Source organism: Prosthecobacter gellanilyticus, assembly GCF_007992435.1.
Lineage (GTDB): Bacteria > Verrucomicrobiota > Verrucomicrobiia > Verrucomicrobiales > Verrucomicrobiaceae > Prosthecobacter > Prosthecobacter gellanilyticus.
The window spans coordinates 40,034-66,284 of the sequence record NZ_BKAG01000008.1 but is presented as its reverse complement, the minus strand read 5'-3'; the positions used below and the strand labels follow the sequence as shown (position 1 = coordinate 66,284).

Below are 26,251 nucleotides of genomic sequence, written 5' to 3'. Positions count from 1 at the left end.
AGGCTTCATTGAAGGCATGCTTACGCCTGCCTCTGCATCCGGTTCAGCGTGGGATCTCGACTATAACCTTGTGACCATCACGCGCATGAAACGGCGCACGCCGGGGCCGGCGGGCACGTTGTCACGCACGATGAGCTGGGTGCTGGTGTTGGTCTCGATGACGAGGCCGGCACTGCTCCAGCTGGCGGGGTTGGTGATGTCACTGGTGGCCTGGACGGTGAAGGTCACGTCCGTGGCCGCAGGGTTTTTCGGGATGGAGATGCGCAGGTATTGGGAACTGCTGACGGGTGCCAGCGTGACGACCTGCGGGTTGCTGGAGGCGACGGTACCATTCGTGCCGACGGCATACTCAAAAAGATTCACGAGGCCGTCACGATCCGCGTCGGCCTCAGCCTCGATGGCTGTGTTGTTCTCGTCGCCCACATTGTTTTGATCCAGCCAACGTGCGAAAAGGGTGGCATAGCCAGTGAAGTCGAGGTCTGAGAAGCTCTTGGTGCCGGTGTCGTCAGCCGTGAGGCGCAGCTTGAACAGGCCGCTCTCGAGGAGCGTGGCCGCGGTGTCGACAGACGATGCATTACCCAGCGTGATGCCGGCAGAACCACTGCGCACTGACCAAAGAGAGGTGGGTGCGGCGGGGAGATCGTCGTCCGTGATCGTGCCGTCGAGACTGACGGGTGAGACGTTCCCGGACAGCGAGGCGGCGACAACGGGAGCTTTATTAACGGCGCTGATGCTCAGATTGGTGAAAGTGCAGGTGTTCAGGCCGACACCGCTGGCATTGTCCACATAGAAACCGACCCAGACGGGCGTGGTCATGATGATCGTCTGCGGCTGGCCGACTTGTGTCCATGAATTTGGGCCGCCGCTGGTGCCGTTGTGCGTGGCACGGTAGCCAGTGACCGTGTTGCCCCGGCGCACTATGCGAATCCAGCTACCCACGGTACCTGCGCCACTGGGAATGCCGCTGCTGCCGCCTCCAGCGATGCTCACCCAGTAGTAGCCGTTGAAGGCATCGGTGGGCTTTTTGCCAAAGTGCGAGTAAGCGCCGGCCTCGATGCTTTCCGTGATGCGCAGACCGCCGCTGCTGCTGCCCGCGCCGGAGCTGTAGCCGGTGAGACGGCAGCGGACGTCGATGTCGCCATAGTACTGCCAGCCGTAGTAGTAGCCGTTTGTACCGCCTGTGATGGTATAGGTGTTCGTGCCATCGAAACTGCCACTGCCAGCCGGATTCGGCGAGGTGCCGCTGTCTTCGTTATACAATGCCGGGCCGCTGGGTGCGGGTGTGAGCGCCACATTATCAAACACACCGGTGGCGGTGCTGCTGGAGCTGTTGCTGGTGGTGGTGAGTCCGTATTGTGCTTCGCTGTTGAGCAATGTGAGCGCGACGGTGGTGCCGACGGTGGTCCACGTGGTGCCATTCGTGCTGTAGCTGCCGGTGATGACGTCGGTGGTGGTGTCGCGTTCGAGTTTGAGCCACAAAGGCAGGGTGAGGCCGGTGGTGGTGACGACGGTATCACTCGATCCGTTGGCCCCGAGAGCGGTGCGTGTGCGCATTTGCAAGCCAGTGCCGGGCACATAGCCGAGCACGACTCGCTTGCAGCCGCGTGCGAGCGAATCTCGAATGGTGACACCACTGAGTGCTCCAGCGGTGGGCTGACTGGTCAAGCGCGCGACAACGCTGCCATTGCCTGTGATGGGGCGCACCATGACGTGTGCGGAGTCGAGGGCAGAAGCGGCGTAGCCTACGCCAGTGCCTGTGACAGTGGCGATGCCGTTGTACTCCAATGACTGGCCGCGACGCGCAGACGAAGGCGTCATGTCCTGGGTGATCCAAGTCGAGGCGATGGGTGCGCTACCGACGACGATGGTGACCTGATCGCTCACGGTGAATTGGGTGTCTGTGGCGGTGATGCGCATCAAGTAAGTGCCCGGAGCCGAAAAGGTCACAGCGGTGGTCGTTGCTCCCGGTGACTCGATGGTCGCTGTGCCGGGTCCGCTGACGAGGCTCCAGGTTTGCGTGACTGCGGCGGGCAATCCGTCGTCGGTGACGCTGGCGCTGAGGATGATGCCGTTCGTAGCAGCGATCACGGGGCCTTGTCCCGTGGGACTGGTGATGAAGATGGAAGGCGCGTTGTCGTTGTCGGCAATGGTGACGTTGGCAAACGATGGATCACCGATGTCATAGGTGCCGCTGCCGAGCGAGATGGTCACGTCTTCGGGGCCTTCGATACTACCATCGTCCACGGGTGTGATGGTGATGGTCTTCGATGCCTCGCCGATGGCAAAGGCCAGCGTGCCCGCCACCGTGGCGTAGTCGGTGGTGTTCGTGGCCGTGCCAGAGATGGCGACGTTCACGGTGAGGGTGACATTGGTAGGCGCGGTACGCGTGACGGTGAACTGGCCGGAGTTACCCGGCGTCTCGGAGGCGCTCGCATCATTCGAAGTGATGGTGACCGTGCTGCGGTCGTCATCGGCGATCGAGACTGTGGCGCTGCTGGGCGTGCCAGGAACATAGCCGCTACCAGCAACGACATCCGCGATCACGGTCTTCGTGCCCTCATTGAGCGCGTTCTGAATCGGGGCGACGTTGATAGCAAGGCCACTCTGGCCCGCAGGAATGATCTGCGTGGTGCTGATGGTGGTGTAGTCCGTGCCATTCACAGCGAGGCCGCCAAGCGCGATGGTGACCGACAACGCCGAGGTCGTGGGGCCCGTGCGCGTGAGGGTCAATTGTCCCGGATCTCCGCTTTCGTTGGCGCTCGCATCAGTGGCAGCGATGCTCACAGCCGGGGCGTCGTCATCGTTGATGGTCAAGGTGTGCACGGACTGCGAACCGAGTGCGAGGCCGCTGCTGGGGCTGGAGAGCGTGAGGGTCAAGGCTTCCGCTGCTTCCAAAGTAGTGTCGTTTGTGATCGGCACGGAAATGAACTTCACAGTGTCACCCGCGGCAAAGTTCAGCGTGCCGCTCGTAGTCGCGTAGTCGCCAGGATTCAAAGCAGTGCCATCGGTGGTCACGTAGTTGACCGAGCATGCAGTGGTGGCCGTACTGCTGAGGCTGACAGCGATCTGGGCGGTGCCCGCGCTTTCACTGACGCTGCTGCTGATGGTGGTGAAGCCCGCGTAGAGATTGGTCGGTGGAGCGTCGTTATCCACGATGGTGTAAATGTGCTGCGAAACCGTGCCGATGACCGCGCTGCTCGCATTGCGCAGGGAGATGCAGAGATTATCCGTGCCTTCATCGATCGTGTCGTTGATGATGCTGAGCGGCACATACTTGAACTGCTCGCCAATCGCGAAGTTCAGCACGCCGTCGGGCAACAAGAAATCCACACCCGCACCGTAGCCGGTGGTGACACTCGTCGTGCGATAGATGAACTCTACGCCAGAGTTCGCGACGCTGCCGAGGTATAGACTCCGCGTGCGGTAGTTCGCCGTCTCGCGCACCATCACGCCAGCCTGCGCATTCGATGCTCCCCCCGTCTGCGTGAGCACGCGTGCGATGAGCGTGAAGTCGCCACTGACCGGTGCGGCTACGAAATGGCATTCATCCTCTGTGCTGCCGATCTGTGCGCCCGCGGCGCTGACCGTGTAAGTACCGGTGGTGAGAGTGTCCGTGCCCTGTGCATTCACAAAGCCGACGGTGCGTCCGAGCAGCCCCGGCGAGCCAGACAGCGATACATTGTCAAAGGTGGCTGTGGTCAGATTCGTGGCGCTATCGGAACGGGCACTGACGGCAAGACCGGCCAGCACTTCTGGCGCGAGGGCCATCGTCTGAGGCGTGCCGACGGTGGTCCACGTGCTGCCATCAGGCGACCACGAACTGGTGAACACCTCACCGGCGCGCTGCAGACGAACCCAGCGTGGGCGGAGCATGGACGCCGCACTCACGGAGGAAGTTGATCCGGCGACCGTCGTGCGGCGCGCTGACACGCGGCCTGTGGATGGCACATGCATGGCAGCGAACGAGCGCACGTTCGCCGTGGTGGACTCACGGATCATGATGCCGGCCTGGGCCGTGTTTTGGGAGCCTGGGCTTTGTGTGAGCACACGAGCGACGATGGTGCAGTTCGATGAACTGTTCACCGGGAACCACACATAGCGGAACGCATCCGCCGTACTGCCGATGCTGCCCGAGCCGATCACTGTGTAAGTCCCGGATGCCTCCGCATAGCTGCCCGCAGCTCCGACCGTGCCGACATCAGCGCTGGTGATGGTGCCGAGCGATCCACCGCTGAGGCCATTGACCGTGAAGCTGTCAAACGTGGCAGTATTGAGCGCGGGATTCGCCGCTGAAGCGACGCAGAGTCCAGCCAGATAACTCGTGGCAGTGAAGCCGGTGATGCTTTGCGAATCCAACTGCGTCCAGGTCACCCCATCGTTCGACGCGGAAGATACAAACGTCGTGCCGGTCTTCACGATGCGCAGCCAGTAGGCCAGGGTTTGCGTGTTGTTGCTGGCGGACGATGAAGTGCGCGAGCCGCTGTCGACATAGTATTCCACGGAAGCGGCCGTGGTGGCAGGTGCGGCCAGACCGACCTCGACCACCGGCGATGCCACGTTTTCCAAACCACGGCTGCTGTTCGCGGTGAAGGCAACGGTTTGCGCCGGAGCTTCATTGTCCGTGATATACATCGTGGCGCCGGTGCCGCGCGCATACGAGCCTGGGTCAATGTTGAGCACGATGGTCTCGGTGCCTTCGATGTCGACATCGTTCGTGATAGTCACAGGCACGTCCACGCCGAGCGCGCCCGCGGGAATGGTGACGCTTGCGGGCGCAGTGTAATCGGTGCCGTTCGTTGCCGTGCCGCTGTAGCTGAGGTTCACGGTCAATGCCGCTGTCGTGCTGCCCGTGCGATTGAGGTAAAACTTCACCGGCGTGGTGGCGCCTCCTTCTACGATGTTGGAGACAACGCTGCTACCGCTACCCACCTGCACGTCAGCGACGACAGTGCTCACATTGTCGTTGTCAATCATCCACGCCGTCGCGCTGCCGCTGGATACAAAGGTCTGATAATTGGAGGAGGTGTCGATCGAGAGCGTGATCGTCTCACGATCCTCCGTCAAGACATCGTCCTTCGTGCGCAAGGTCAGGTCAAAGGTCGTAACGCCGGAGGAGATGACGAGGGAGGACGGGACGTTCACACCGGTACTGGTGTCGCGTTTGAAAATCGCACCGTTCGCACCCACCGACCAGGCGAGCGTGGTGCCGGTGCCATTGACCGCATTGAACGAGCCGAGTGCGGAGAGATTGACGTAGGTCAGGTTGGTGGACCCTGTCGTCAGCATCTGCGAACTACTCGCGCCCGAGATGAAAACATTGGATGCGCCGCTGCCCCACACGCCATTGAGATCGAAACTGTTGAGCGACGACTGCTGCGTCCAGGTTCCAGTGCTGCCGCCCCTTCTGATCATGCCGCCCGCGCCTACGACCACCGTGGCGTTCGTGCCCGTGGAGTAAACTCCATTGAGCTGCGCAGTCGTGCCGGAAGTGATCGGCGTCACCGTTGTGTTGTTGTAGAACAACACGGTGCCAGCTGCGCCGACGAACCAAATGTTGGTGCTGGCCGAGCCATGCACTGCGCGGAGCTGATTCGTGGTGCCGCTGGCCAAGGTGGTCCAGGACGTGCCGTTGGTGCTGCGCAAAATCACGCCGCCATCACCCACGGCAAAAATGTTTGTGGTGCCGCTGCCCCAGATGCCGCGAAGGTTGTTCGTAGTGCCGCTGGTCATGGCGCTCCATGACGTGCCGTTCGTGCTGCGCAAAACCACGCCGCCATCGCCAACGGCATAGAGATTGGTGGTGCTGGTTCCCCAGATGCCGCGCAAATTGTTAGTCGTGCCACTGGTTTGTGCGGTCCAGTTTGTGCCATCACCTTTCAAGATGACACCGCCCTCGCCCACGACCCACTGCGCGGTACTGCTCACGGCGAAGACCGCGTTGAGATTTGCGGAACTGCCCGAAGTCTGCGGCAACCACCAGCTGACGGTGTCGTAGTCCGTGCCATTCGTGGTTGTCCCTGCGAGGGTGTAGTTCATCAGGAACGGGAAGGCGCTGGTGCTGCCACGCGGTGTGAAACGGAACGTCGCATTCGTGCTCGGTTCGGTCGCGTTCGACGTGTTCACCACATCCATAAACGCCTTGTCAGCGGGATTGTCATTGATGGTCACCGTCGCGCTGCTGGCGCTGCCAACGACATAGTTGGTCGAGTTCGCGCCGATGGTGATCACGCAATCTTCCGGCCCTTCCCCCACGTCATCGAAGCGCGGGATGATCGTGATCGAAGCCGTGGTTTGACTGGCAGGAATCACCACCGAGCCCGGCATCAATTCAAAGTCCACGCCATGCAGCGCGGTGGCGCTTGCGCTGCTGCCGCCGGAGAAGGCGTAATACACCGTCAAGGGAGCAGATACGTCACCACTGCGGGTCAGGACAAAGGTGCCCGTGTCCGCGGCCGCACCTGGTGTAGCCAGATTCACCTCGGTCGCCACGGGATCCGTCACGCTCACGGTCACCGTTTGCAAGTCATCATCGTAGATGTTGGCCGTGGTGGTGCTGGCCAATGAATCCAGCAGGTAAGAACCGGATAACAGATTAAGGATCACGGTCTCCACTTGCTCGGAGATGGAGTCGTTCAGCGTTGTGATGTTGAGAGTGGTGGAAGCAGCTCCGATGGGTATCGTCACAGTGCTGCCCAGCGCTGGATGATCACTTCCCACGGCGGACGTGCTGGCCACGTTGCGCCCAAAATTCACCGTCAAAGCAGCGGCGGTGCTGCCGGTGCGGCTGAATGTGACGACCGCAGGCGAAGCGCTGCCCTCCGTCGTGTCCGGGGTCGTCGCAATCATGCTTACCTTCGGTAAAACCGTGTCATCATCCGTGATCGTCACCGTGGCATTGGCCGCAGCTCCCAGCAGATAGCCGCTGCCCGAGCCAAGCTGAAGAACCACGGTCTCAGCCCCCTCGCTGATGGCATCTGCCGCTGGCGTCACTGATATGTCCAGCGTGCTTGCATCGGCAGGAATGGTCCAAGAGTTGAACGGTGACGCTGACGTGTAAGCCGGGCTCAATGTGTAGTCCGTGGTGAGGGTGGCACTGCCGGACGGATTGCTCAGGCTGACGGTCAACGGCTGCGAGTTGTCACCTGTGCGGGTGAGACGGAAGACACCAGGGCTGAGCGTGCCTTCATTGGCAGTCGGCGTTACGGCTGCGATCGTCACCACGCTGGACGCCGTGGCCTCAAAGTCCGCACCGCTGAAGCTTGGTCCCACGGTGATGCTGTTGTTGAACAACTCGCCAAAGCTGTAGCCGTAGAGCAGCGGCGTGATCGTGTAGGTGTTCGCGGCGAGATTGGGAATCGTGTAGTAGCCGTCCGCGTCGGTGATCACGCCGTTCGCTCCGTTCGCGGTCACGGCCACATCAGACAAGCCCGCGCCGAGCAACGTGATGCGTCCGCTGATGGTGAACGTGCTTGGCGATCCCACGGTGATAAGCTGATTGCGGGTGACCGTGCCGCCTTTCATATCGCTCACCGTGCACGTGACAATGTAGGTGCCCGCCGAGGCAAACTGCCGCGTGATCACGTTCGCATTCGGCGAGACGATCTGCGAACCGCCGCCGAAGTGCTGCCAGTTGTAGGCCAGCGTATCGCCGTCGGTATCGCTCGCTGTCGCGGTGAAAGTGACCGAGCCATTGGTTGGCACCACGGTCGCATTCGCCGCCAGCGAAAGCGTGGGCGGATGATTGCCGGGGAAGGATCCCATATTGACCTGCACATCCACGTATCGCGGATTGTCATTCGCCGCCACGGTGGTCATGAAGATGCCGCTCTCCACGTCTGCGAACGTGGCACCGAGGGAGATGGGAGCATCCGTTTTCGCATAAGGCGAGCCCGGCGTGGTATCGATGAGCTGGAAGTTGCTGCCGCCGCCATTCGGGAACTTCCAACCGAGCACCATGCCGCTTTTGGCAAAAGGATTGGAATCCATCTGCGCGCGCACCATGCCCCAGTAAGTGCGCTGCACATCCTTCACCACCGTCATCGCGTAGCGGCGCGAAGCATCCAGCACGCCCTGGTCATAAGCATAGATACGATACACACCCGGCTGCGTCACCGGCTGGACGAACTCCGAGGGCAGCCAGCGGATCTGATTCTTGCCCGCCGCGTTGTAGTGGCCGCCAGGGAAAGGACCGCCGCCCATGATATCGTAGCTGTCGCCATATTCCTGGTTCGCGCCATTGCCGATGCTGCTCGTGCCTGCCGTGTCCCAGAAGTTTGAGTGCAGCAAACCAAAGGAGTGCCCGATCTCGTGCGCCCACAAACCGGCACTATCACCACGCACCCACACCGTACTGCCTGGCACCGAGGCCAGTCCTCCGTAGCTGCCCGGCCCGCCATTGTGCCGCATGACAAGGCTGTCGTAATCATTTGTGTCGTAGCCCAGTTTCCGCGCTTCCGCCCGCGCATCCGCGTGCTCCTGGCCCGTGCCGCCGAGATCGCCACCATTGCTGGTGTCGCGATTCACATACCACGCTTCATTGTGCGGCAGCTTGAGCACCGGCGTCACCACACCCACCAGCGAAAGCCGGCCATACGAAGCCTTGGCGTAGTAGTCGCCCACATCGCGCAGCGTTTTGTACAGAGCCGCCTCCGTGGTCGGCGCGGCATTTTGATCCGCATATGTCGTATGCATCACAAGCACCTTGATATTGCCCAGCGAAGGCGTGGAGGTGGCAGGTAAAATCCCCGAGAACGGCAGCGCCCCACCCGTCACACCTTCACCCATCAGCAAGGTCTGGTTCTGCACCGCGATGTGTGAGCCATCACAGAAGAAGATCACCTCCGTGGGCGACTCAACCGCATTCGAAGCTTCCGTCGCCTGCGCTGGCACGTCCTTGGCATCGACCGTTGACTTGCCCGACACGGGACACTCCGACACCACCGGCTTGTCCTTCGGCAGAGTTTCTCCCACCTCCAATCGCCGCGTCGGCTCTTCACTCACCGCAAACTCGGAGTCTATCGCCACGCCATTCACCAAAACACCCGGCGTGCTGAGCTGATTCTCGCGCCTGCCATAAAGATAAGCGCGATACGTCCCGCCGCCCTTCAGTTCGACCTCTCGCGTCGTCGGAACCGGAGGATCGTTCGGATCGAGCGGCACTCCCATCATCACCCGCAGCGCCCCGACGTCATTGATGCGCCTTTCCAGTTCACCCAGAATCTGTGGCGGCAAGGCCTGACGCACCACCATGGGCACGGCCTGGGCGAGTGCAGAGCGGGGATCTTCCTTGATCAGCTCTTTGAAAACAGGGCGCCGTGCTTTGGCCAGACGGACACCTTCATCCACCATGCGCTCCCTTTGCTCCGGCGAGAGGCTGAGATAGTCCCGGCTCCAGTCATCAAAGCCTGTCAGGGGATCGGCGGGAGCTAAAGGCTCGGCGGTGATGTTTTCTGCCTTTGATTTGTGGCCAGACTTCAAGACATCGACCGGCGCGATCTTGTCTTCCCGAGCTGACAATGCTGTGCCGCTTACCGCCACAGGTGATATCGTCTCTTGTTTAGAGAGGTAAATGCCTGCTGAAACGGCAATGACGACGAGAGCAGCGAGCCCGGAAGCGGTCCTGAAGCGCATGAAAACTGGTTGGTGGTTGTGAACCAGACGATTGTGAATCCGCTTTATTAGAACTGAATTCGGTATCTTGGATCAATTACGTCCAGGTTACCTCAAAAAAACCTCTATGGTCAATCCTGGAGCTAGTCTCCGAGATGCACGATTCCGCGCTCGATGGCCTTGGCGACGGCATTGGTGCGGTCGAAGGCGTCCAGCTTGTCCAGAATGATGCTGATGTGCAGGCGGATGGTGCCCATGCTGAGGCTGAGCTGGTGAACGATGTCCTTGGTGGAATGTCCCTTCACGAGGAGTTTTAGAATCTCCAGCTCACGCGACGTGAGCGGACGGCGCTTCTCACGCTCTTTGATCTTGGCACTGATGGTGGGCGGAAAGCAGGCCGCGCCTGCGTGAATGCGCCGAATGGCTTTCAGCACTTCCTCACACTCGGCGGACTTGGTGAGGTAGCCTTTGGCTCCAGCAGTCACGGCGCGGTAGATATCTTCCTCACCATCAAAGATGGTGAGCATGAGCACACGGGCTTCGGGGAACTCGGCGCGGATGGCTTCGAGAGTCTCGACGCCGCTTTTGTCCGGCAGATGGTAGTCCATGGTGACCACGTCCGGTTTATGCTCACGGTAGGTTTCCACCGCTCTGGCGCTGGTGCCGGCCTCGGCCACCACCTTCATGTCCGGCTCGTTATTGATCGGCACAGAGAGGCCCAGGCGTGTGGCGAAGTGATCATCGACGATCATGACACGGATGGGGCTGGCATTTTTCATGGTTGTCCGGCTGATTACAACGGGTCGGCGGCTCGGGATCAAGCACTGGCTGGTGCGGGAAACTCAACACAGGGCACGCTGACCTCCACCTCGGTCCCCTGCCCTGGCACGCTGTGGATGCGCAAACGTCCGGAGATCTTCTCCGCACGCTCACGCATGCCGCTGAGGCCAAAGTGACCGTCCAGCGCAGTCATGGCCGCAGGATCAAAGCCGCAGCCGTTGTCACGCACACTGAGGCGCACGCTCTCGTCATGATACTCGAGCCGGACATCGATGCGCTTCGCGCCGGAATGATGGGCGGCATTGGCGACGGCTTCCTGAGTGAAGCGGAGGAGGTTTGTCTCCACGGTGCCTGCAAGACGAACGGGGATGCCGACCACGCTCACCACAAACTCCGCGCCACCGACGGCCGCCAGCGGACGAAGCAGCTCCTCGATGGCGGCGGGCAGGCCGCGCTGCTCCAGGGCCACGCTGCGCAGCTCGCGAATGGTGGTGCGCGAGTCATCACGCGCACGGCGTAACAAACGGCGTGCCAGATCCAGCGGCTGGGTGGCGGAAGATTCCGCGCCCTGCATGCGGCGCGCGGTGTCATCGAGCAGCATGTTCACGCCCACAAGCTCCTGCTCCAGGGTGTCATGCAGATCCTGGGCGATGCGCTGCCGTTCCTCAAGGGTTGCCTGCTGCTGGGCCTGCTCGCGAATGACGTTCTTCTGCTTGTTCACCATGAACTGCAGAGAGACGGCCCAGCCACCCACCGCCATGGCGAGGATGAGCAGTGAGCCTAACAACCAACGTGCCCGCTGCTCATCCCACCACGGTGCGCGTGCGGTGATGGCGATGTCCTCCGGCGCGCGCAGGATGAGACGGAAGCCGGTGGCATTGCGCGGAATAACCAACGGTTTGTCCGAGATGAACTCGCAGATGCCGGTGAGGCGCAGCTTCATGCCGGGAAGAAGTTTTTCCGCAGGCTGCATGGGCCAGCCGAGGGTGGCTTCAAAGGGCTGTCCATCGGCACGGCAGACCAGATTGATGCCGGTGCGGTCACGGTTCACTTCCAGCAGATCAGCGGCGAGGGTGACGAGCTCGCACTGCTCACGGCTGTGCCGCGTGTCTGCCGCATGAAACTCCACGGGGCCTGGTGGTGCGGGAGCTGTGCCGGTCTTCTTCACGTCCACGGCGCTGAGGCTGGGACGGAAGGCGGTGACGACGGGATAGCCTTCGACCTCCACATCATCGCCTGCCTTAAGGTCCATGGACTGAGCGGTCTGCACAAACATGCTGCCGCCCTGGCCGCGAAGATAGAGGCCGCGTCCGGCGACGACATGCGTGGTGACGCCACGCACACGCACTCTCTGGCGCAGGGGGGCATCGACACGCAGGAGGCCATCCACGGGCACCTCGGGCACGGGGCCGGAGGGCTTGGCTTCCTCGATCAGATTGAAGGCTTCGAGGTTCTGCACAAAGAGCAGGCGGCCGCTCATCTGGCGCTGGTCATTGAAATGCGTGCCCGCCACGCCGCGCACGCTGACCTGCTCCTCCACGAGCTGCCAGGGCAGGCGCTTCAAGGGTTCCGTCTGGGGCACGATGGCGCGGATGAGACGGCCTTCGACCTCCACCTCCACCACAAGGCTGTCCTCGGCAAACCAGGTGCCTTTGACGATGGCGCGCACCTGCACGGGCCGCGCATCCATGGCTGGCGAGAAGAGCTGCTCTGCATTCACTGATGGATACGCGGGCAAGGTGCCAGTACCGGCAGTCTGCATGGTCCAGGGGATGACCACGGGCAGGAACTCACCGGGATTCACGCTGCCTTCCACCTTCAAAAGCACGCCAGGCTGATAAGGAGGCGAGGGGCGCTTGTCTTCCCCGACGCCGACACAGATGCCGTCTGTGCCATCATGCACAAAGAGCACGCCCCAGGCGGGGTGATAGTAGGTCACGGTGGCCTGGAGTTTCACCGGCAGGTTCTGGCCGCGGCGCTGGTCATCCAGCTCACGCACGGCGCGCACGCTGCCCAGGGGATCCTCCCCATGAGCCAGCGTGAGCCAGACCAGACTGAGCAGCAGAAGTGCGCGCATGATTTATCGGTGGTGATGCTAGCGAAGTCATGTGGGGCTGCCGAGCCTTCATTTGGGGGACATGAAGAGACCAGGAGGATGGAGGTAGAAAAATGAAGGGTAGAAAGATTTTCTGAATCTGTTGGGTCTTGAATTTTTTTACCCTCAATCTTTCTACCAAACCTCTAGTTCGTGACTTGGCATCAGCGGTTAGAATTGCTGGAATGAGTTCGCTGTGAGAAAGACGATCATCTTACATGGTGGTGGGAGGAGATTCCTTGAACTTTGCGGCTCAGCCGCCACCCTCGGGGCATGTCGTCCCCCCGTCGTCTGCTGCTTCTGCTTCCCCTGGTGCTTTGCCTCACGCAATGCCAGAACGGTCAAAACCCCGGCAACACCGCCTTTCGTTATGGGCACAAGTTTCTGACGGGCGACATTCCGCGCGTGTCCCGCTATCTCACGGACCGGGTGAAGAGTCTGATGCGCAATGACGGCTCCTTTTGGGAGGCGGACGGTGTGCCTGGAAAGCCGCGCATCCTCATCGTGCTCGGCGAACAAAAAGTGTATCTGCTGAAGCAGGGCAAGATCGTCGGTGGCTCACCGATCTCCTCCGGCCAGGAAGGCTATGACACGCGCCCGGGCAAGTACAGCGTGATCGAAAAGGACATCGACCACAAGTCCTCCATCTACGGCGACTACGAGGACTACAACGGCAACGTCATCGCGCAGAACATCGACAACCGCAAAGACCGCCGTCCGCCGGGCACGCGCTTTGAAGGGGCGAAGATGTTTTACTTCATGCGCATCTACGGTGGTGTGGGCATGCACCAGGGCTACCTCCCCGGCTACGCCGCCTCCCACGGCTGCATCCGCCTGCCTGCCCGCATGGCGGAGAAGTTTTTCCATGCCTGCCCGATGGGAACGCCGGTGGAGATTGTGCCGTGAGGCAACGGCTGTTGATCACTTCTTATCGACACTAGGCTCGTAGCGCCAGACCCAGTCGCCTTCATATCGCGTATTGGTGAGGGACTTTGGTGAACCTGGAACCACTTCCTCGCCAAACTTCCCACCATCATCCACTCCATCGAGACCGGGGGACCAGAGCTGGAAGCGGCCATCGGACGACTGCACATAATGCATGGGCAGTCCGTCCACATCCAGAAGGCTTGCGCCTGCCTTGAATTCGGCATCCAGCTTCTCCAGGCTGGCTGGATAGGAACGATGCCGGAGATAATGACGCTCCAAGGCACAGGCCAGAATGGCTTGAAGCCGCCAGCTAGCCCCCAGAGCGACACCACGACGAAGCGGAGCCAACGGTGGAAAACCCATTTTAGTCAGGAACAAATCGGGGCGCTGCCAGTCGCTGATATTCGCCAACTGATCTTCAACATAACCTATCCTGGCCTCCGCTTTTTCGAGGCCGCCTTGCTTGATCGGTGCAATCGCGCGGTCAAAGAAAAATGCTGTACCCGAGGCTTTGCTCAGAGAGAAGTAACCCTTTGGAGCCACGGCGACCCAGGCAGGAGCTATTCCTGACGCCACACTCGATGACCCAATCATGGGAAGGTTGCGCAAAGTGCCCCAGCGTTGTTCTCGGTGCGCGTAAAGATAGTCGATGCAGTTCGCCCGCCAGATCATCTCAGCCCTCAAGCCGAGAAGATGTTGTGCAGCAGGGTCCATCTCCTGAAGGTCCTGCTGGATCAAGGCCAGGTCTGTTTCCTCAAGAAACCTTTCACGAAGGTAGACCTTGATGACCCGGATAAAGGAGGTCTGCTGGTTGCTGCAAGTCAGGCTTCCCACCAAGGTAGCATCCATGTTCGCAGCCTGGGCCAGACGCAAAGACACGAGGGCAGCATCCAGGCTGGCCGCTTTGTCACCCGCTTTCATGCAGACGAGGCTGTAAAAGATGCACAGCTCTCCTAGGCCCTGGCCCGCTTGAAGGTGCTTCAAGGGTTTACTGTAGAGCAGCTCAGGCAAGTTCTCCCGGGTGGGACGCGGGAGGTATTCTGCTTTTCGACGCTGTCTGGTGGCCTGGGTGAGCAGCGGGAGCAGCGGGGCATGTTTTTCCAGCAGCAACCTCGCTTCCTTCCACGTCACCGCGACGGTTGCCGGCTGGCTGGCCTCAGGTGTGGAAGGTGGAGAAGAGCCCGCTGAAGGGAGACCCGGAAGCCCTGGAAGAGGCGCGCCATTGATCGCTGCTGGAACCACCTTGCGAGTCCGCTTGCCTGGTTGAGCCAAGTGTTCGGCCCAGAGGCTCAAGGCCTGCAAAAAGGCTTGATCATTCGTGGTCGCGGCCTGCCCCAAACCTGGGAGAGGCATCGCCTCTTTGATCTGCGGAGTGATCAAAGCCGCTTGACGTTCGATCTCGGTTCTCAAAGCTTCATTCTCAGGGTCTCTCAAACCCAGCAGTCCCTCAATGGCGCAGAAATTCTGCTCATCGGAAATGGAGGCAGGCAACAGGGAGAAGTAGTCCAAGGTCTCTCCCTCGGCCTCGAGGCGGGCTTTGACCTGCTGCCAGCGTCTTTCTCCGACGTAGTTCAGGATCAGGCAGATACAGCACCAAGACAAGGCGATGGAAGCGACGGGCGTGAAGGTCCAGCGGAACCATCGCCGACGCCAGAGATCTACCCAAAGTGCACGCATGAGGGGGTAGCCTTCCACAAACGAGGGTTCCGAGGCAAGCTCCGGGACTGGTTTTTACCTTCTTGAGTGATTCTCATCTCTAATAATCTCCTCGCGGGGACGTTTCAGGAGACGCACAGTGAACTCATGCCGCCCAGCCAACCCCAGCCCGAAGAAGCCAGCCTGCTCGTCAGGCGGGCGCTGGATCAGCATGAGAGCAATCTCATCGCCTACACGGCGGGAATCCTGCACGGGGATGTGGAGAGGGCTCGCGAGGTCGTCCAGGACGCTCTGCTCAAGCTCTATCTCACCGACCCGGACAAGGTGCGGGACAACCTCAAGGCCTGGCTCTTCACCGTCTGCCGAAACCGGGCGCTGGATGTGCTGCGCAAGGACCACCGGCTGGAACTGGGCAATGAGGATGCCATGGGGATGGCGGTCAGTTTTGACCCGGACCCCAGCGAAAACGCCGTCTCCCATGAGCTCTACGAACGTATCTGGGACCTCGTGGACAAGCTGCGCCCCAACCAGAAAGAAGTCATCCGCCTCAAGTTCACCCACGACTGCTCCTACCAGCAGATCGCAGACATCACCGGCCTCAGTGTGGGCAATGTGGGCTTCATCATGCACATGGCCATCAAGAAGCTGCGCGAGCTCCTGAACCGCGAGCTCGCCAGCAGCCCTGCCAACTGACCCCTTTTCTTTTTTTCCCCTTTTTCGATTATGACAAGCCCAGCCAACGATACCTCCGAGCTCACCGCCTACTCCCTGGGTGAGCTGCACGCGCATCAGGCCACGGACATCCACCGCCTGCTCAGTGACTGCCCGGCCGCGACGTCGGAGCTGGAGCAGATCGAGGCGGTGACGGATGCGCTGCGCCAGTTCGCGCCCATGCCGCAGGATCGTCTGAACCCTGAGCAGCGTCATGCGGTGCTGCGCCCGGTGAACATGCCGCGCCGCGTGGCTCCGATGCAGCCGCGCCAGCCGGTGAAGAAGCCCGCCGCCTTCTGGCCGGTGATGCGCACGGTGATGAAGGCCGCCGCGGTGGTGACGGTGACGGGCGCTGCCTACTGGATGGGCCGCCAGACGGATCTGAATGGTGGCTCGACCCTGGCGGGAGTTTCCCCGGCTGAATCTGCCCCGGTGGTGACGACTCCAGCCAACTCTGAGAAGGCTGAGCTGGTGGTGCATGCCGCCCCTGATCCGGTCACGAAGCCCGAGGTGCTGGTCCAGGCTCCTGTGCCTGCGCCGGTGGTCAACCCTGCTCCAGCGCCTGCGGCGCCGATGGTGACTGAGCTGAAGCCCGCTCCGGCTCCTGAGAAGGCTCCGGTCGTGGTGGTGGCTGCCCTGCCTGAGGTGACCAAGCCTGCCGCGCAGCAGTCTGAACCCGCGAAGAATGAGCCCGTGGTCGTTTCGGCCCCGAAGCCGCCTGTGCTGCTGCCCGTGGCGGTGACGCACACGAACGCCGCACTGACTTTTGTGGCGACTGGCAAGGATGAGACCGATCAGGTGAGCATCCGCCCCGCGAATTTCCGCCCTCTGCCTGCGAAGGTGAACGCGAAGGAGATACTGGCCTCCCCTGCCCCGGTGCAGGCTCCGAAATCCACCGCTGATGGCAAGCCCCGCACGGCCTCCGAGGTGTACATCCACTCCTGGCGCGGCGAGGTGGCCTCCTGCCCGTGGAATCCTTCCACCCGTCTCCTCCGTGTGACGCTGCAGGTGCCGCCAAACCAGCCTGCGGCGGACAGCGTGTCCACCTTCCCTCTCCAGGTCTCCTTTGACCGCCGCTATGTGCGTGAGTTCCGCCGCCTGTGCGAGCGCCACACGCCTGCCGCCGAGATGAACACTTCCGGCACGCAGACGGTGTGGTATGAGTTCCTGCCTGTGAGTGACGAGGCTGTGCGCACGGGCCGCCCTGTGGCCACGGTGACGCTGGACAAAGCCCGCTTCACCACGCCGAGCGTGGGTCCCTTCGACAGCACGAAGATGGGCGTTCTGGATCGCGGCATGGGCTGGACATCGGCGCGTGAGGATTTCCTTTTCGAAACCGCGGTCGTGGGTTTTGGCATGCTGCTGAAGGGTGATCACCACAGCCCTGCGCTGAATCATGAGATCGTGCTTTCCCTCGCTGAAAAGGGCAAGGGTACAGATGCGAATGGTGAGCGCGGCCGGTTCATCCGCGAGGTGAATGATGCGCGTCGTGCAGCGGGGCTGTGAGCCTGATTGCTGATTTTTGACTCATGAATCCTGATTCATGAGTCGTGAGGGATGAGGCAGGTGCAGAGAAAACGTACGGCCTCCCTGGCGCGTGATCATGTGATCCCTTTGGGGTAGGCGAATGGGGACCGACGAATCATGAGGCTGCTCTTTGAAAGAGCTGCTCATCTGCGATGACTGTCTCACTCCGAGCTTCGTGGAAAGTCTGCTGCCCCCTGCCTCTACAGGGAGTGCTGGCGCAACAAATCTCTCTCTCAAGACGTTTCTATTCGATGCAGACACGACGGGCTTTCATCCAGCGGGCGGCCACTCTGGCGGGAGGGCTTGGGGCGTTCTCGCTTCCAGAATCGATCTTGAAAGCGCTGAGCATCGAGCCGGCGGAAGGCAGCTCGTTTGAAGATGCGGAGCATGTGGTGATTCTGATGCAGGAGAACCGCTCTTTTGACCATGTCTATGGGTCGATGCGCGGGGTGCGGGGTTTTGATGATCCACGGGCCATCGAGACACCGGGTGGAAATCCGGTGTGGCTTCAGACGGACTCGCACGGCAAGACGTATGCGCCTTTTGGACTCAAGATCCATGAGTCGAGATCCACCTGGATGAGAGACCTGCCGCATGACCGCAAGTCCCAGGTGGCGGCGACGAACCAGGGGAAGCATGACCAGTGGCTGGTCCAGAAGAAATCACATGTGAAGGACTACGCCGACATGCCGCTGACGCTGGGATTCTATGACCGGCAGGATGTGCCGTTTTACTATGCGTTCGCGGATGCCTTCACGGTGTGTGACCAGCACTTCTGCTCCATCCAGTCCTGCACCACGCCCAACCGGCTGTTCCTCTGGTCCGGGACGAATCGCGATCCGCGTGATGCCTCCGCCAATGCGCGGCTGGAGAACCACCAGATCGATCATGATTCGCCGGCGGACTGGACCACCTTTCCGGAGCGGCTGGAGGAGCAGGGGATCTCCTGGAAGTTTTATCAAAACGAGCTCTACATCTCCACCGGCCTGGACCGTGAAGCAGACTCTTGGTTAGGCAACTATGGAGACAATCCTCTGGAGTACTTCTTGCAATATCATCTGCGCTTTCACCCGGCGCGCATGACGTATGCCAGGAAGCGCGCGGAGGAGCTGCGCGGCCTGCTAGCTGATGAAACTGACAAGTCTAACAAGGAGGTTGCGCGGAGCCGTGATGAGCTGGCCAGGCTGGAGAAGGAGATGGCGGAATACACGCCGGAGCGCTATGCGGCGCTGCCAGCCAAGGAGCGGAGTCTTCATGAGCGTGCCTTCGCGACAAACACGGGAGATCCGAAGCACCGTGAGATGGAGACTCTGCGCTACCGCGATGGCGAGATGGAGCGTGAGGTGAAAGTGCCGGCGGGTGATGTGCTGTTCCAATTCCGCAAAGATGTGACGGAGGGGAAGCTGCCCGCGGTGTCCTGGCTGGCTGCTCCGGAGGTGTTTTCCGATCATCCGTCCGCCCCATGGTATGGGGCTTGGTATGTCTCGGAGGTGCTGGACATCCTGACTCAGAACCCGGAGGTGTGGAAAAAGACGGTGTTCATCCTCACCTATGATGAGAACGACGGATACTACGATCATGTGCCGCCCTTTGTGCCTCCGCACACCCAGCAGCCTGCCACGGGCGCGGCATCAAAGGGGATCGATACCACTTTGGACTTCGATGAGCATGGGCATGCCCTGGGGCTGGGCTACCGTGTGCCGATGGTGATCGCCTCGCCGTGGTCGCGCGGTGGGAATGTCTGCTCCCAAGTGTTTGACCATACCTCGGTCCTTCAGTTTCTGGAGGTGTTCGTGCGCAACCGGTCAGGGCATGAGATCAAGGAGACGAACATCAGCCCATGGCGGCGGACCGTGTGTGGCGATCTCACGGCGGCGTTTCAGAAACGACCTCCTGAGAAGTCGGTGCATCCCGAAGCGCTGAAGCGGGATCGTGTGGTGGAGCAGATCCATCGCAGCCAGTTTCAGGGACTGCCGGAGAGCTTTCGCAGCCTGCAGCCTGACGAGATCGAAGCGATCCGGCTGGCCCCTGAGGAGTCGCGGTTTCTCCCGCAGCAGGAGGCAGGGCAGCGAGTGTCCTGTGCCCTGCCCTACGAGCTGAAAGTGGATGGACGGCTGAAGGTGAAGGACGGGGCTTTTGAAATGACCTTCGAAGCAGGCCATCAGGATTTTGGTGCCAAGTCGGCTGGAGCCCCGTTTCAGGTGTATGCTCCCGGCAAATTTGGTTCGGCGGACGGAGGAGCCGGGACGTCGCTGGAATCATGCCGGCGCTGGTCATTTGCGGTGAGCGCGGGTGATCGAGTGTCCCACGCCTGGAAGGTGGGTGACTTTGAGTCCGGGCGCTATCATCTCCGTGCCTATGGCCCGAATGGATTCTATCGGGAGTTCCGAGGGGCCCTGGACGGGCCTGCCCTGGAGGTCAGTTTTGATTCAGAGCGCACGGGTCCAAACGCGGGCCGTCTCACCGGAAAGGGAGTGCTGAACCTGCTCAACCGTGACTCGTCCCGGAGCATGAAGGTGATGGTGACGCATCATGTGGGCTCGGGCGTAGCGAGCGGCCACTTGCTGGCTCCAGGAGAAGGGGTGCGTGTGGTGCTCGACTTTGCCTCCAGTCACCGGTGGTATGACTTCAGCATTGTGGTGGAGGGGAACCAAGGGTTTGGCAGGCGCTGTGCAGGCCGGATTGAAAATGGAGAAGCTGGGCTGAGCGATCCGACGCTGGGCCGGAGACATTCATAAATCGTGATTCGGGGGGCGGACCGGCCGCGCCAGGCGGATCATATGTCGAGGAAGATGTGAATCTTCCTTCTGGGGCTGAGATCACACCATCAGTCTGGCAGGCGAATAGGGGCAGACGAATGATGAAGGTTTCTTCTCTGGTGGAGAGCCATTTGCCTGTACGCATTTGTCTGCCATCCACCTCCCGTGAAGGCATGCTCACGCCTTACCTCCACACCCAATCGTTGGTTAGCCGATTTGAGCGAGGATCGCGGAGGCGATTTTGTCGGCCTGGGCTTCGAGGTATTCGACGTCGCGGCCTTCGATGAGGAGGCGGATGAGGGGCTCGGTGCCGGAGTAGCGGAGGAGGACGCGGCCGTAGTCGCCGAGCTTCTTCTCGGTCTCTTTGATGATCTTCTGGGCTTCCTTCAGATCGTCTGCCGGTGGCTTGGACCGCACGCGGAGGTTGCGCGCGGCCTGGGGGAACTTCTTCAGGCACTTGCGGAGCTGGCTGAGAGGCTCGCCAGTCTCCTTCATGATCTTGAGGACCTGCAGGCCGGCGACGAGACCATCGCCCGTGGTGGCCCAATCGCCAAAGATGATGTGGCCGCTCTGCTCGCCGCCGAAGTTGAGGCCACGGGCATGCATTTCTTCGAGCACGTAGCGGTCGCCGACGTTCGTGCGGATGACACGGCCGCCGAGACGCGAGACGAGGTCATCGAGACCGTAATTGCTCATGATGGTGACGGCCACGGTGTTTTGCTTCAGCGTGCCTTTGCGCAGCATGGATTCGGCGGCGATGGCCATGAGCTCATCACCATCCAGCGCAATGGCTTCCTCATCGCAAAGGGCGATGCGGTCTGCATCACCATCATGGGCGATGCCGGCCTGGGCCTGGCTCTGACGGACGAGTCGCTCCAGCTCATCACTGTGCGTGCAGCCGCACTCTTCGTTGATGTTGAAACCGTCCGGCTCGCTGTGGAAGACCTGCACGTCTGCGCCGAGTTTTTCCAAGGCGGCGGCGCTGGTGTAAGAAGCAGCACCGTGAGCGTTATCAAGAGCGACGCGCATGCCATCGAGACGCACACCGCCCATGCTGGCGACGGCGTGGGCGACGTAGAGGTCGACGGCTTCCTTCATGCGGCTGACGCGGCCGATGCCACGGCCTTCGAGGCGCGGGGCCTCGTCGCTGGTGCCGAGGACAATCTTCTCGATGGCGATCTCGGTCTTGTCGCTGAGCTTGCGGCCGTTGCCATGAACGAACTTGATGCCGTTGTCGTGGAAGGGATTGTGCGAGGCGCTGACAACGATGCCGAAGTCGGCACCCGTCTTGTCCGCGAGCATGGCCACGGCGGGGGTGGGCACCATGCCGGCGAGGACGACATCGACCCCGGCGGAGTTCAGGCCGGCGATGAGGGCGGCCTCAAACATCTCGCCCGAGGCGCGGGTATCGCGGCCGATGATGCAGCGGGGGCGCTCGCCGACGTCGGGCTTTTTCCCGAGCACGACGGCAGCGGCCTGTCCGAGACGCATCACGAACTCGGGGGTCATGGGATGGCGATTGGCCACGGCGCGGACGCCGTCGGTGCCGAAGAACTGGCGCTTTTCAGACATAGATAGGGCGGCGGTTCTACCGCAGGAGAAGCGGGGTGTCAAAGGCGGGGAGGGCCAGACGTGATGCAGGTGGGCCATCCTGTTGAAGCCTCGAAGAGGCGGCACTCCTCAGCCCAGGGCGAGAGCCCTGGGGATGTGCGAACGCTGATCCATGGACCGACACAGAGGCTGAAGGGCCGACACTCGACTCCTGGAGCTGTGGCGGTGAATGGACCCGAGGAGTCGAGTGTCGCACCTTCGGCGCTCTGATTGCAGGGGGAGGGGAATGCAACGAATTCCCTGGGCGTTGCCCAGGGCTAAGGAGTGACGGGCCTTCGGCCCTCAAGCCGTCCATCAATCGTCGCTCGCAGAATTGCTCAGCGGCGTGGGAACTATGGACCGGCGCTAAAAGCTGTCGCTCAAGAACCCGGTCTAACGCCGCACGGCCGTCATGAAGCCGCGGTCGCCGATGGTGTCCTGGTAGGAACCGGGCTCGAAACCGACCTCGCGGAGCACGGCGCCGTATTCGGCGGGGCTGTAGCACTTACCCTGGGTGATGTTCATGAGCAGGGCGGAGTACTCGGCCACGGCCATGGGGCCGGTTTTGCCATCCTGGATGAAGGCATCATGGATGATGAGCAGGCCGCCGGGTTTCAGAGTTTCAGCGGCTTTGACCAGGAGGGCGCGCACCTCGGGGAGGTCCCAGTCATGCAGCACGTTGGAAAGCAGGATGATGTCCGTCTCCGGCCAGGTGACCTTGAACATGTCTCCGGTGGCCACTTTGACGCGGGACTCGAGACCATGACGGGCGATCTCTTTTTTCACGATGGCATCGACCGGCGACTGCTCCAGCACGGTGGCGCTGAGCTGCGGATGCGCAGCGACCATGGTGGAGGAGTAGATGCCGGAACCACCGCCGACATCGAGAAGATGACAGCGATCGCCTAACAAGGGTTTGATGGCCTTGGCCAGGAACTGTCCGAAGATCATGCCGCGGCAGTTCATGAGATCCGTGAAGCTGCGGGCGAACTCGGGATCGAGCATGGACTCATGCCAGTCTTTCGCATCGGACTTTGCCTGCCAGTTGCCGGGCTTGCCGGTGGTGAGCACGCTGAGGAAACCTTTGACGATAGGGGTGTCTTTGACCGGCGCATAGTACGGTCCGAGATACCAGGGCGAACCCTTCACCAGATGCTCCTGCGCATGCGCGGTGAGGTGATGACCACCTGCGGCATCTGTGGTCACCAGACCGCTGGCGCGGCACAGGGTGAGCAGCACATCCAGAGGACGGGCGATGAAGCCGAAGTGCTTTGAGATGAGGTCCGATGAAGCGCCCGCATTCAGGCCTAACCAACTGAAGAAATCATAGTGCAGCAGCGCCGTGGCGAGGAGCTCCGCCGAATACTGGCGGTCGCGAAAACGCAGGATCTGCGCCGGATCCGTGGAGGGCAGCGTGGTGAGGGCGGGATTCATGGCAGAGCTGGAAAGGGGATGTTTTTCCAACTCGATCAGCTCAGTGCCTTGCCCTTTGTCTCTGGGGCGAACCAGACGAGCACCATGCCGACGATGTAGATGCAGGAGAGGACGGTGAAGGCATTCGCCTCGACCTGGAGCTGCATGAGGCGGCGGGCCTCGCCCTCGAGCTCGGTCACTTTGGCCGAACCAAACATGCTCATGAGATTGACAAACTGGAGGGAGCCGATGGCGGCGATGAGGCGGCCAAAATTGAAACAGAAGCCCTGGCCGGTGGCGCGCACGCTGGTGGGGAAGAGCTCGGGGAAATAGAGCGGGAAGAAGCCGTAGAACGAGGCCGTGAGACCGCCGATGAGGAAGGCGGTGATCATGAGCCAGACAGGCATGTCGGCGCCGGTGTAGGAGTGATTGGTCTTGAAGAAGACGAAGGACGAACCCATGGCCAGCACGCAGAGAAGGAAGTAGGTGATGCGGCGGCCCAGCTTGTCAGCCACCAGCGGGGTGATGAGCGTGATGAGGATGGCGCCCAGCGCGGTGGCGATGACGACGTACTCGATGATGTTCGACTTCGTGCCATCCGCAGAGAGGAAGGAGGCCCACTTCGCAGCCTGCTGGGCTGAGCCCCAGGTGCCCATGAGGGCCACGGCGGCGAGGCTGGCGCCGATGATCAGGTTCTTCATGATGAACGCGCGATCGGAGGTCTGCACGCTGCCACCTGCCTGCGCGCGGGTCATGTAACGGCGCACGGGGAGCAGATAACCCCAGAGGGCGATGCCGAGGCCGACGATGGTCACGGGCACGGCGACAACGTTGCCGACATCTTTCAGCACTTGCGGTGTCCAGACGGTGATGATGCCAAGCGCAGCGATGGCGGCGACCAGGACGCCGAGGAGGTCTTTCGTGGCCCAATGCGAGGTGCTGCCGGACTTCTTCTCGGCTTCCCATTTGTGGGATTCTGGCACGAAGATGAGGATGAAGAAATTGATCAGGGCAGGTGCGGCACCACTGACGGCAAGGAAGCGCCAGCCGCGGTTATGCATCAAGTAATCCGCCGTCTCCTGGCTGATGCCGATGCTGCTGATCCAGTGGGTGATCGACTCCAGGCTGGCATTCAAATAGAGGCTGAGCACGCCCGTGAGCAGGAAGCCGACATTGGAGGCCGCACCGATCATGCCGGCCACCCAGGCGCGGTTTTTGCCGCCCCAGATTTCATTCACAAGAGCCACGCCGAGTGCCCACTCGCCACCCATGCCGAGGGAGGCCACGAAACGCAGGCCAGCGAACTGCCAGGCCTCGGTGGCGAAGGCGCAGAGGCCGGTGAAGATGGCGAAGGTGAAGATGGCCAGCGCCATGGCCTTCACGCGGCCGAGTTTGTCTCCCAGCCAGCCGAAGAGCACGCCACCTGTGGCCGCCCCGACGAGGAAGATGGCGATAATCACCGTGAACCATTGCCCCCGCACGGCGTCGTCCGCCGCAGGCAGCATGTCCTGGAGCGCGGGCTTGCCGATCAGCGGGAAGAGACCCATCTCAAAGCCATCAAACATCCAACCGAGGAAGGCGGCGACAAGTGCGGCGACGTAACCGCGTTGTTTTGCGGCAGGAGGGGCGGGAGTGGCGGTGGTAGACATGAGGGGCGGGAAGGAACGGACGGGGAAGCGGGTTTTTACGAGATTCTCAGCGGAGGTGGCAATGACTCATTTCCATACTCCCAGGGCGGTGAGCTGCTTCGTGGCGGCTCCGGCCCAGTCCCGGTTCGCGGCGGGGCTGGCAGGGCTGGGGTGCAAGACACGTCCCACTTTGAAGCTGCCCTTCATGGCCTCGCGGGCACGGCTCGCACGCTCCTCGGCAAAGCCGCCGACACCGATGACCCACTCGGGATCCAGCGCGGCGATGACGGAGCGCAGGTGCTCATCACAGAGCTTTTCCATGGCTTCTGTTTCCTCGACGGGGAGTTTGTCCGGGGTGCGATTGCGGCCGCTGTCCTCCATGAACACGAGCGGGCAGTAGTTGGCGACGAAGTGGTCCTTGAAGAAATTTTCCGCCTTGCCAAAGCGCTGCGCAAACAGGCCCCAGAGACGACGTCCGCTCACTTCAGAGTTCGGGCAGTCGAAGCCCACGACTTTGCGCTTCGGGTGCTCGTGATCCGGTTTGCCCACAGGTTCGCAGATGCCCATCCAGTCGCGCACGGCGGCGATCTCGCCAAAGGGCACGCCGGTCTGGGTCATGCCAAAGGGGCCGGGGTTCATGCCGACGAGCACGACCTTTTTCTTCGTGCTGCCGAAGCGTGTCAGATAAGCCTCATGCGGTGCCCAGGCGTAGTCGAGCGGGTTGTAGATGAACTCCGTCGGCGGCGCAAACCGCAGCGGGCGCAGCGCTTCGCGGAGTTTCTGGGCAGCGGCGATGAGGAGAGAGGACGGGGAAGACACGAGGGCGGAGTCGTGAAGCAGGGTGAGGATGGGGTCAAGGGTGGGGTGAGCAGGAAGGCTGTGTTGGCATACCTGAGGACTTGCGCGCAGATGAGTGACCGGGATTGAAGGCCAACGGCCTTCCGCATCATAGCGAAGGGTTGCCGAGCCTTAGCGAGCGCTACCCTGGTATGCGAGATTCCGTCCCGCACCTCAAAGCGCGAACCCGGAACGGGTTCCGCATCGGCTTCACGCATCACGCCTGCCTCAATCCCAAACATAGCGTTCATCCCACTCGATGCAGTGTTTGCGCAACATGGCCCGGAATTCGTCTTTGAAGGTGATTTTCTGATGATGCTCGGCCTGAGTCTGCACATACTCCACCACTGCATCGGTGTTGGACTGGCTCACAGAAAAGGCCCCATAGCCAGCCTGCCAATGAAAGGTGGCGAAATCAGACCACTCCTCATGCATCCATACCGTGCTGGCACGTTTCAACTCCTTGACCCAGTCCGACAAGCAGATGGTCCGGCTCATGCGAGCGAGGAGATGCACATGATCCGCCACACCACCAACGGCGATGGTGGGGCATTCCAATCTCGCTGACACACCGCCTAAGTAGGCGTGCACCGAGTTCATCTTCGCCGGGTCCACAAACCAAGGCTCCCGGCCCTTGGTTGAGAAGACCAGGTGGGTGATCATGTTGGAAAGCGATTGAGGCATGGCCCGGCATCGTTCGACATCCTACGTGTTAGGTA

Annotated in this window: 13 protein-coding genes; 4 read left to right on the top strand and 9 right to left on the bottom strand. The window is 61.4% G+C overall.

Annotated features, from left to right (window positions below; translation table 11 throughout):
- Positions 1-60: 60 nt before the first annotated feature.
- From BGE01nite_RS07375 to BGE01nite_RS07365, 3 genes are all read right to left on the bottom strand, one after another.
- The gene (locus BGE01nite_RS07375) at positions 61-9,630 is read right to left on the bottom strand and encodes a Calx-beta domain-containing protein (protein WP_146849791.1); all 9,570 of its coding nucleotides are present in this window, start codon (positions 9,628-9,630) and stop codon (positions 61-63) included.
- A 122-nt stretch (positions 9,631-9,752) separates the two neighbouring features.
- On the bottom strand, positions 9,753-10,388 hold the full coding sequence (locus BGE01nite_RS07370; protein WP_146849790.1) for a response regulator: 636 nt from the start codon (positions 10,386-10,388) through the stop codon (positions 9,753-9,755).
- A 38-nt stretch (positions 10,389-10,426) separates the two neighbouring features.
- Positions 10,427-12,466, bottom strand: a complete 2,040-nt coding sequence (locus BGE01nite_RS07365) for a sensor histidine kinase (RefSeq protein WP_146849789.1) — start codon at positions 12,464-12,466, stop codon at positions 10,427-10,429.
- Positions 12,467-12,757: 291 nt separating this feature from the next.
- On the opposite strand from BGE01nite_RS07365, the gene BGE01nite_RS07360 reads away from it, so the two are divergent.
- On the top strand, positions 12,758-13,390 hold the full coding sequence (locus BGE01nite_RS07360) for a L,D-transpeptidase family protein (RefSeq protein WP_146849788.1): 633 nt from the start codon (positions 12,758-12,760) through the stop codon (positions 13,388-13,390).
- A 15-nt stretch (positions 13,391-13,405) separates the two neighbouring features.
- Here the strand turns inward: BGE01nite_RS07360 and BGE01nite_RS07355 are convergent, their stop codons facing one another.
- The gene (locus BGE01nite_RS07355) at positions 13,406-15,088 is read right to left on the bottom strand and encodes a hypothetical protein (RefSeq protein WP_146849787.1); all 1,683 of its coding nucleotides are present in this window, start codon (positions 15,086-15,088) and stop codon (positions 13,406-13,408) included.
- Between the two features lie 126 nt (positions 15,089-15,214).
- Here BGE01nite_RS07355 and BGE01nite_RS07350 point away from each other — a divergent pair, with 126 nt between their 5' ends.
- The 3 genes from BGE01nite_RS07350 to BGE01nite_RS07340 all read left to right on the top strand — a co-directional run bounded on the left by BGE01nite_RS07350 (position 15,215) and on the right by BGE01nite_RS07340 (position 20,043).
- A complete protein-coding gene (locus tag BGE01nite_RS07350; RefSeq protein ID WP_146849786.1) occupies positions 15,215-15,760 on the top strand; it encodes an RNA polymerase sigma factor in 546 nt (181 codons plus the stop codon).
- A 30-nt stretch (positions 15,761-15,790) separates the two neighbouring features.
- Positions 15,791-17,284 (top strand): YfbK domain-containing protein, encoded by a 1,494-nt coding sequence (locus BGE01nite_RS07345; protein ID WP_146849785.1) that lies wholly within the window; start codon positions 15,791-15,793, stop codon positions 17,282-17,284.
- A 272-nt stretch (positions 17,285-17,556) separates the two neighbouring features.
- Positions 17,557-20,043: a phosphocholine-specific phospholipase C gene (locus BGE01nite_RS07340; protein WP_146849784.1), complete on the top strand. Its 2,487-nt coding sequence runs from the start codon at positions 17,557-17,559 to the stop codon at positions 20,041-20,043.
- 228 nt (positions 20,044-20,271) lie between these two features.
- Here BGE01nite_RS07340 and glmM read toward each other — a convergent pair whose 3' ends face one another.
- The 5 genes from glmM to BGE01nite_RS07315 all read right to left on the bottom strand — a co-directional run bounded on the left by glmM (position 20,272) and on the right by BGE01nite_RS07315 (position 26,195).
- The gene (glmM, locus tag BGE01nite_RS07335; protein ID WP_146849783.1) at positions 20,272-21,636 is read right to left on the bottom strand and encodes a phosphoglucosamine mutase; all 1,365 of its coding nucleotides are present in this window, start codon (positions 21,634-21,636) and stop codon (positions 20,272-20,274) included.
- 411 nt (positions 21,637-22,047) lie between these two features.
- A complete protein-coding gene (locus tag BGE01nite_RS07330; RefSeq protein WP_146849782.1) occupies positions 22,048-23,088 on the bottom strand; it encodes a methyltransferase in 1,041 nt (346 codons plus the stop codon).
- Between the two features lie 35 nt (positions 23,089-23,123).
- A complete protein-coding gene (locus BGE01nite_RS07325; RefSeq protein ID WP_146849781.1) occupies positions 23,124-24,716 on the bottom strand; it encodes an MFS transporter in 1,593 nt (530 codons plus the stop codon).
- 66 nt (positions 24,717-24,782) lie between these two features.
- Positions 24,783-25,514: a uracil-DNA glycosylase family protein gene (locus BGE01nite_RS07320; protein ID WP_146849780.1), complete on the bottom strand. Its 732-nt coding sequence runs from the start codon at positions 25,512-25,514 to the stop codon at positions 24,783-24,785.
- 246 nt (positions 25,515-25,760) lie between these two features.
- Positions 25,761-26,195, bottom strand: coding sequence for a transposase (locus BGE01nite_RS07315; RefSeq protein ID WP_246145679.1), 435 nt, complete (start codon positions 26,193-26,195; stop codon positions 25,761-25,763).
- Positions 26,196-26,251: the final 56 nt, after the last annotated feature.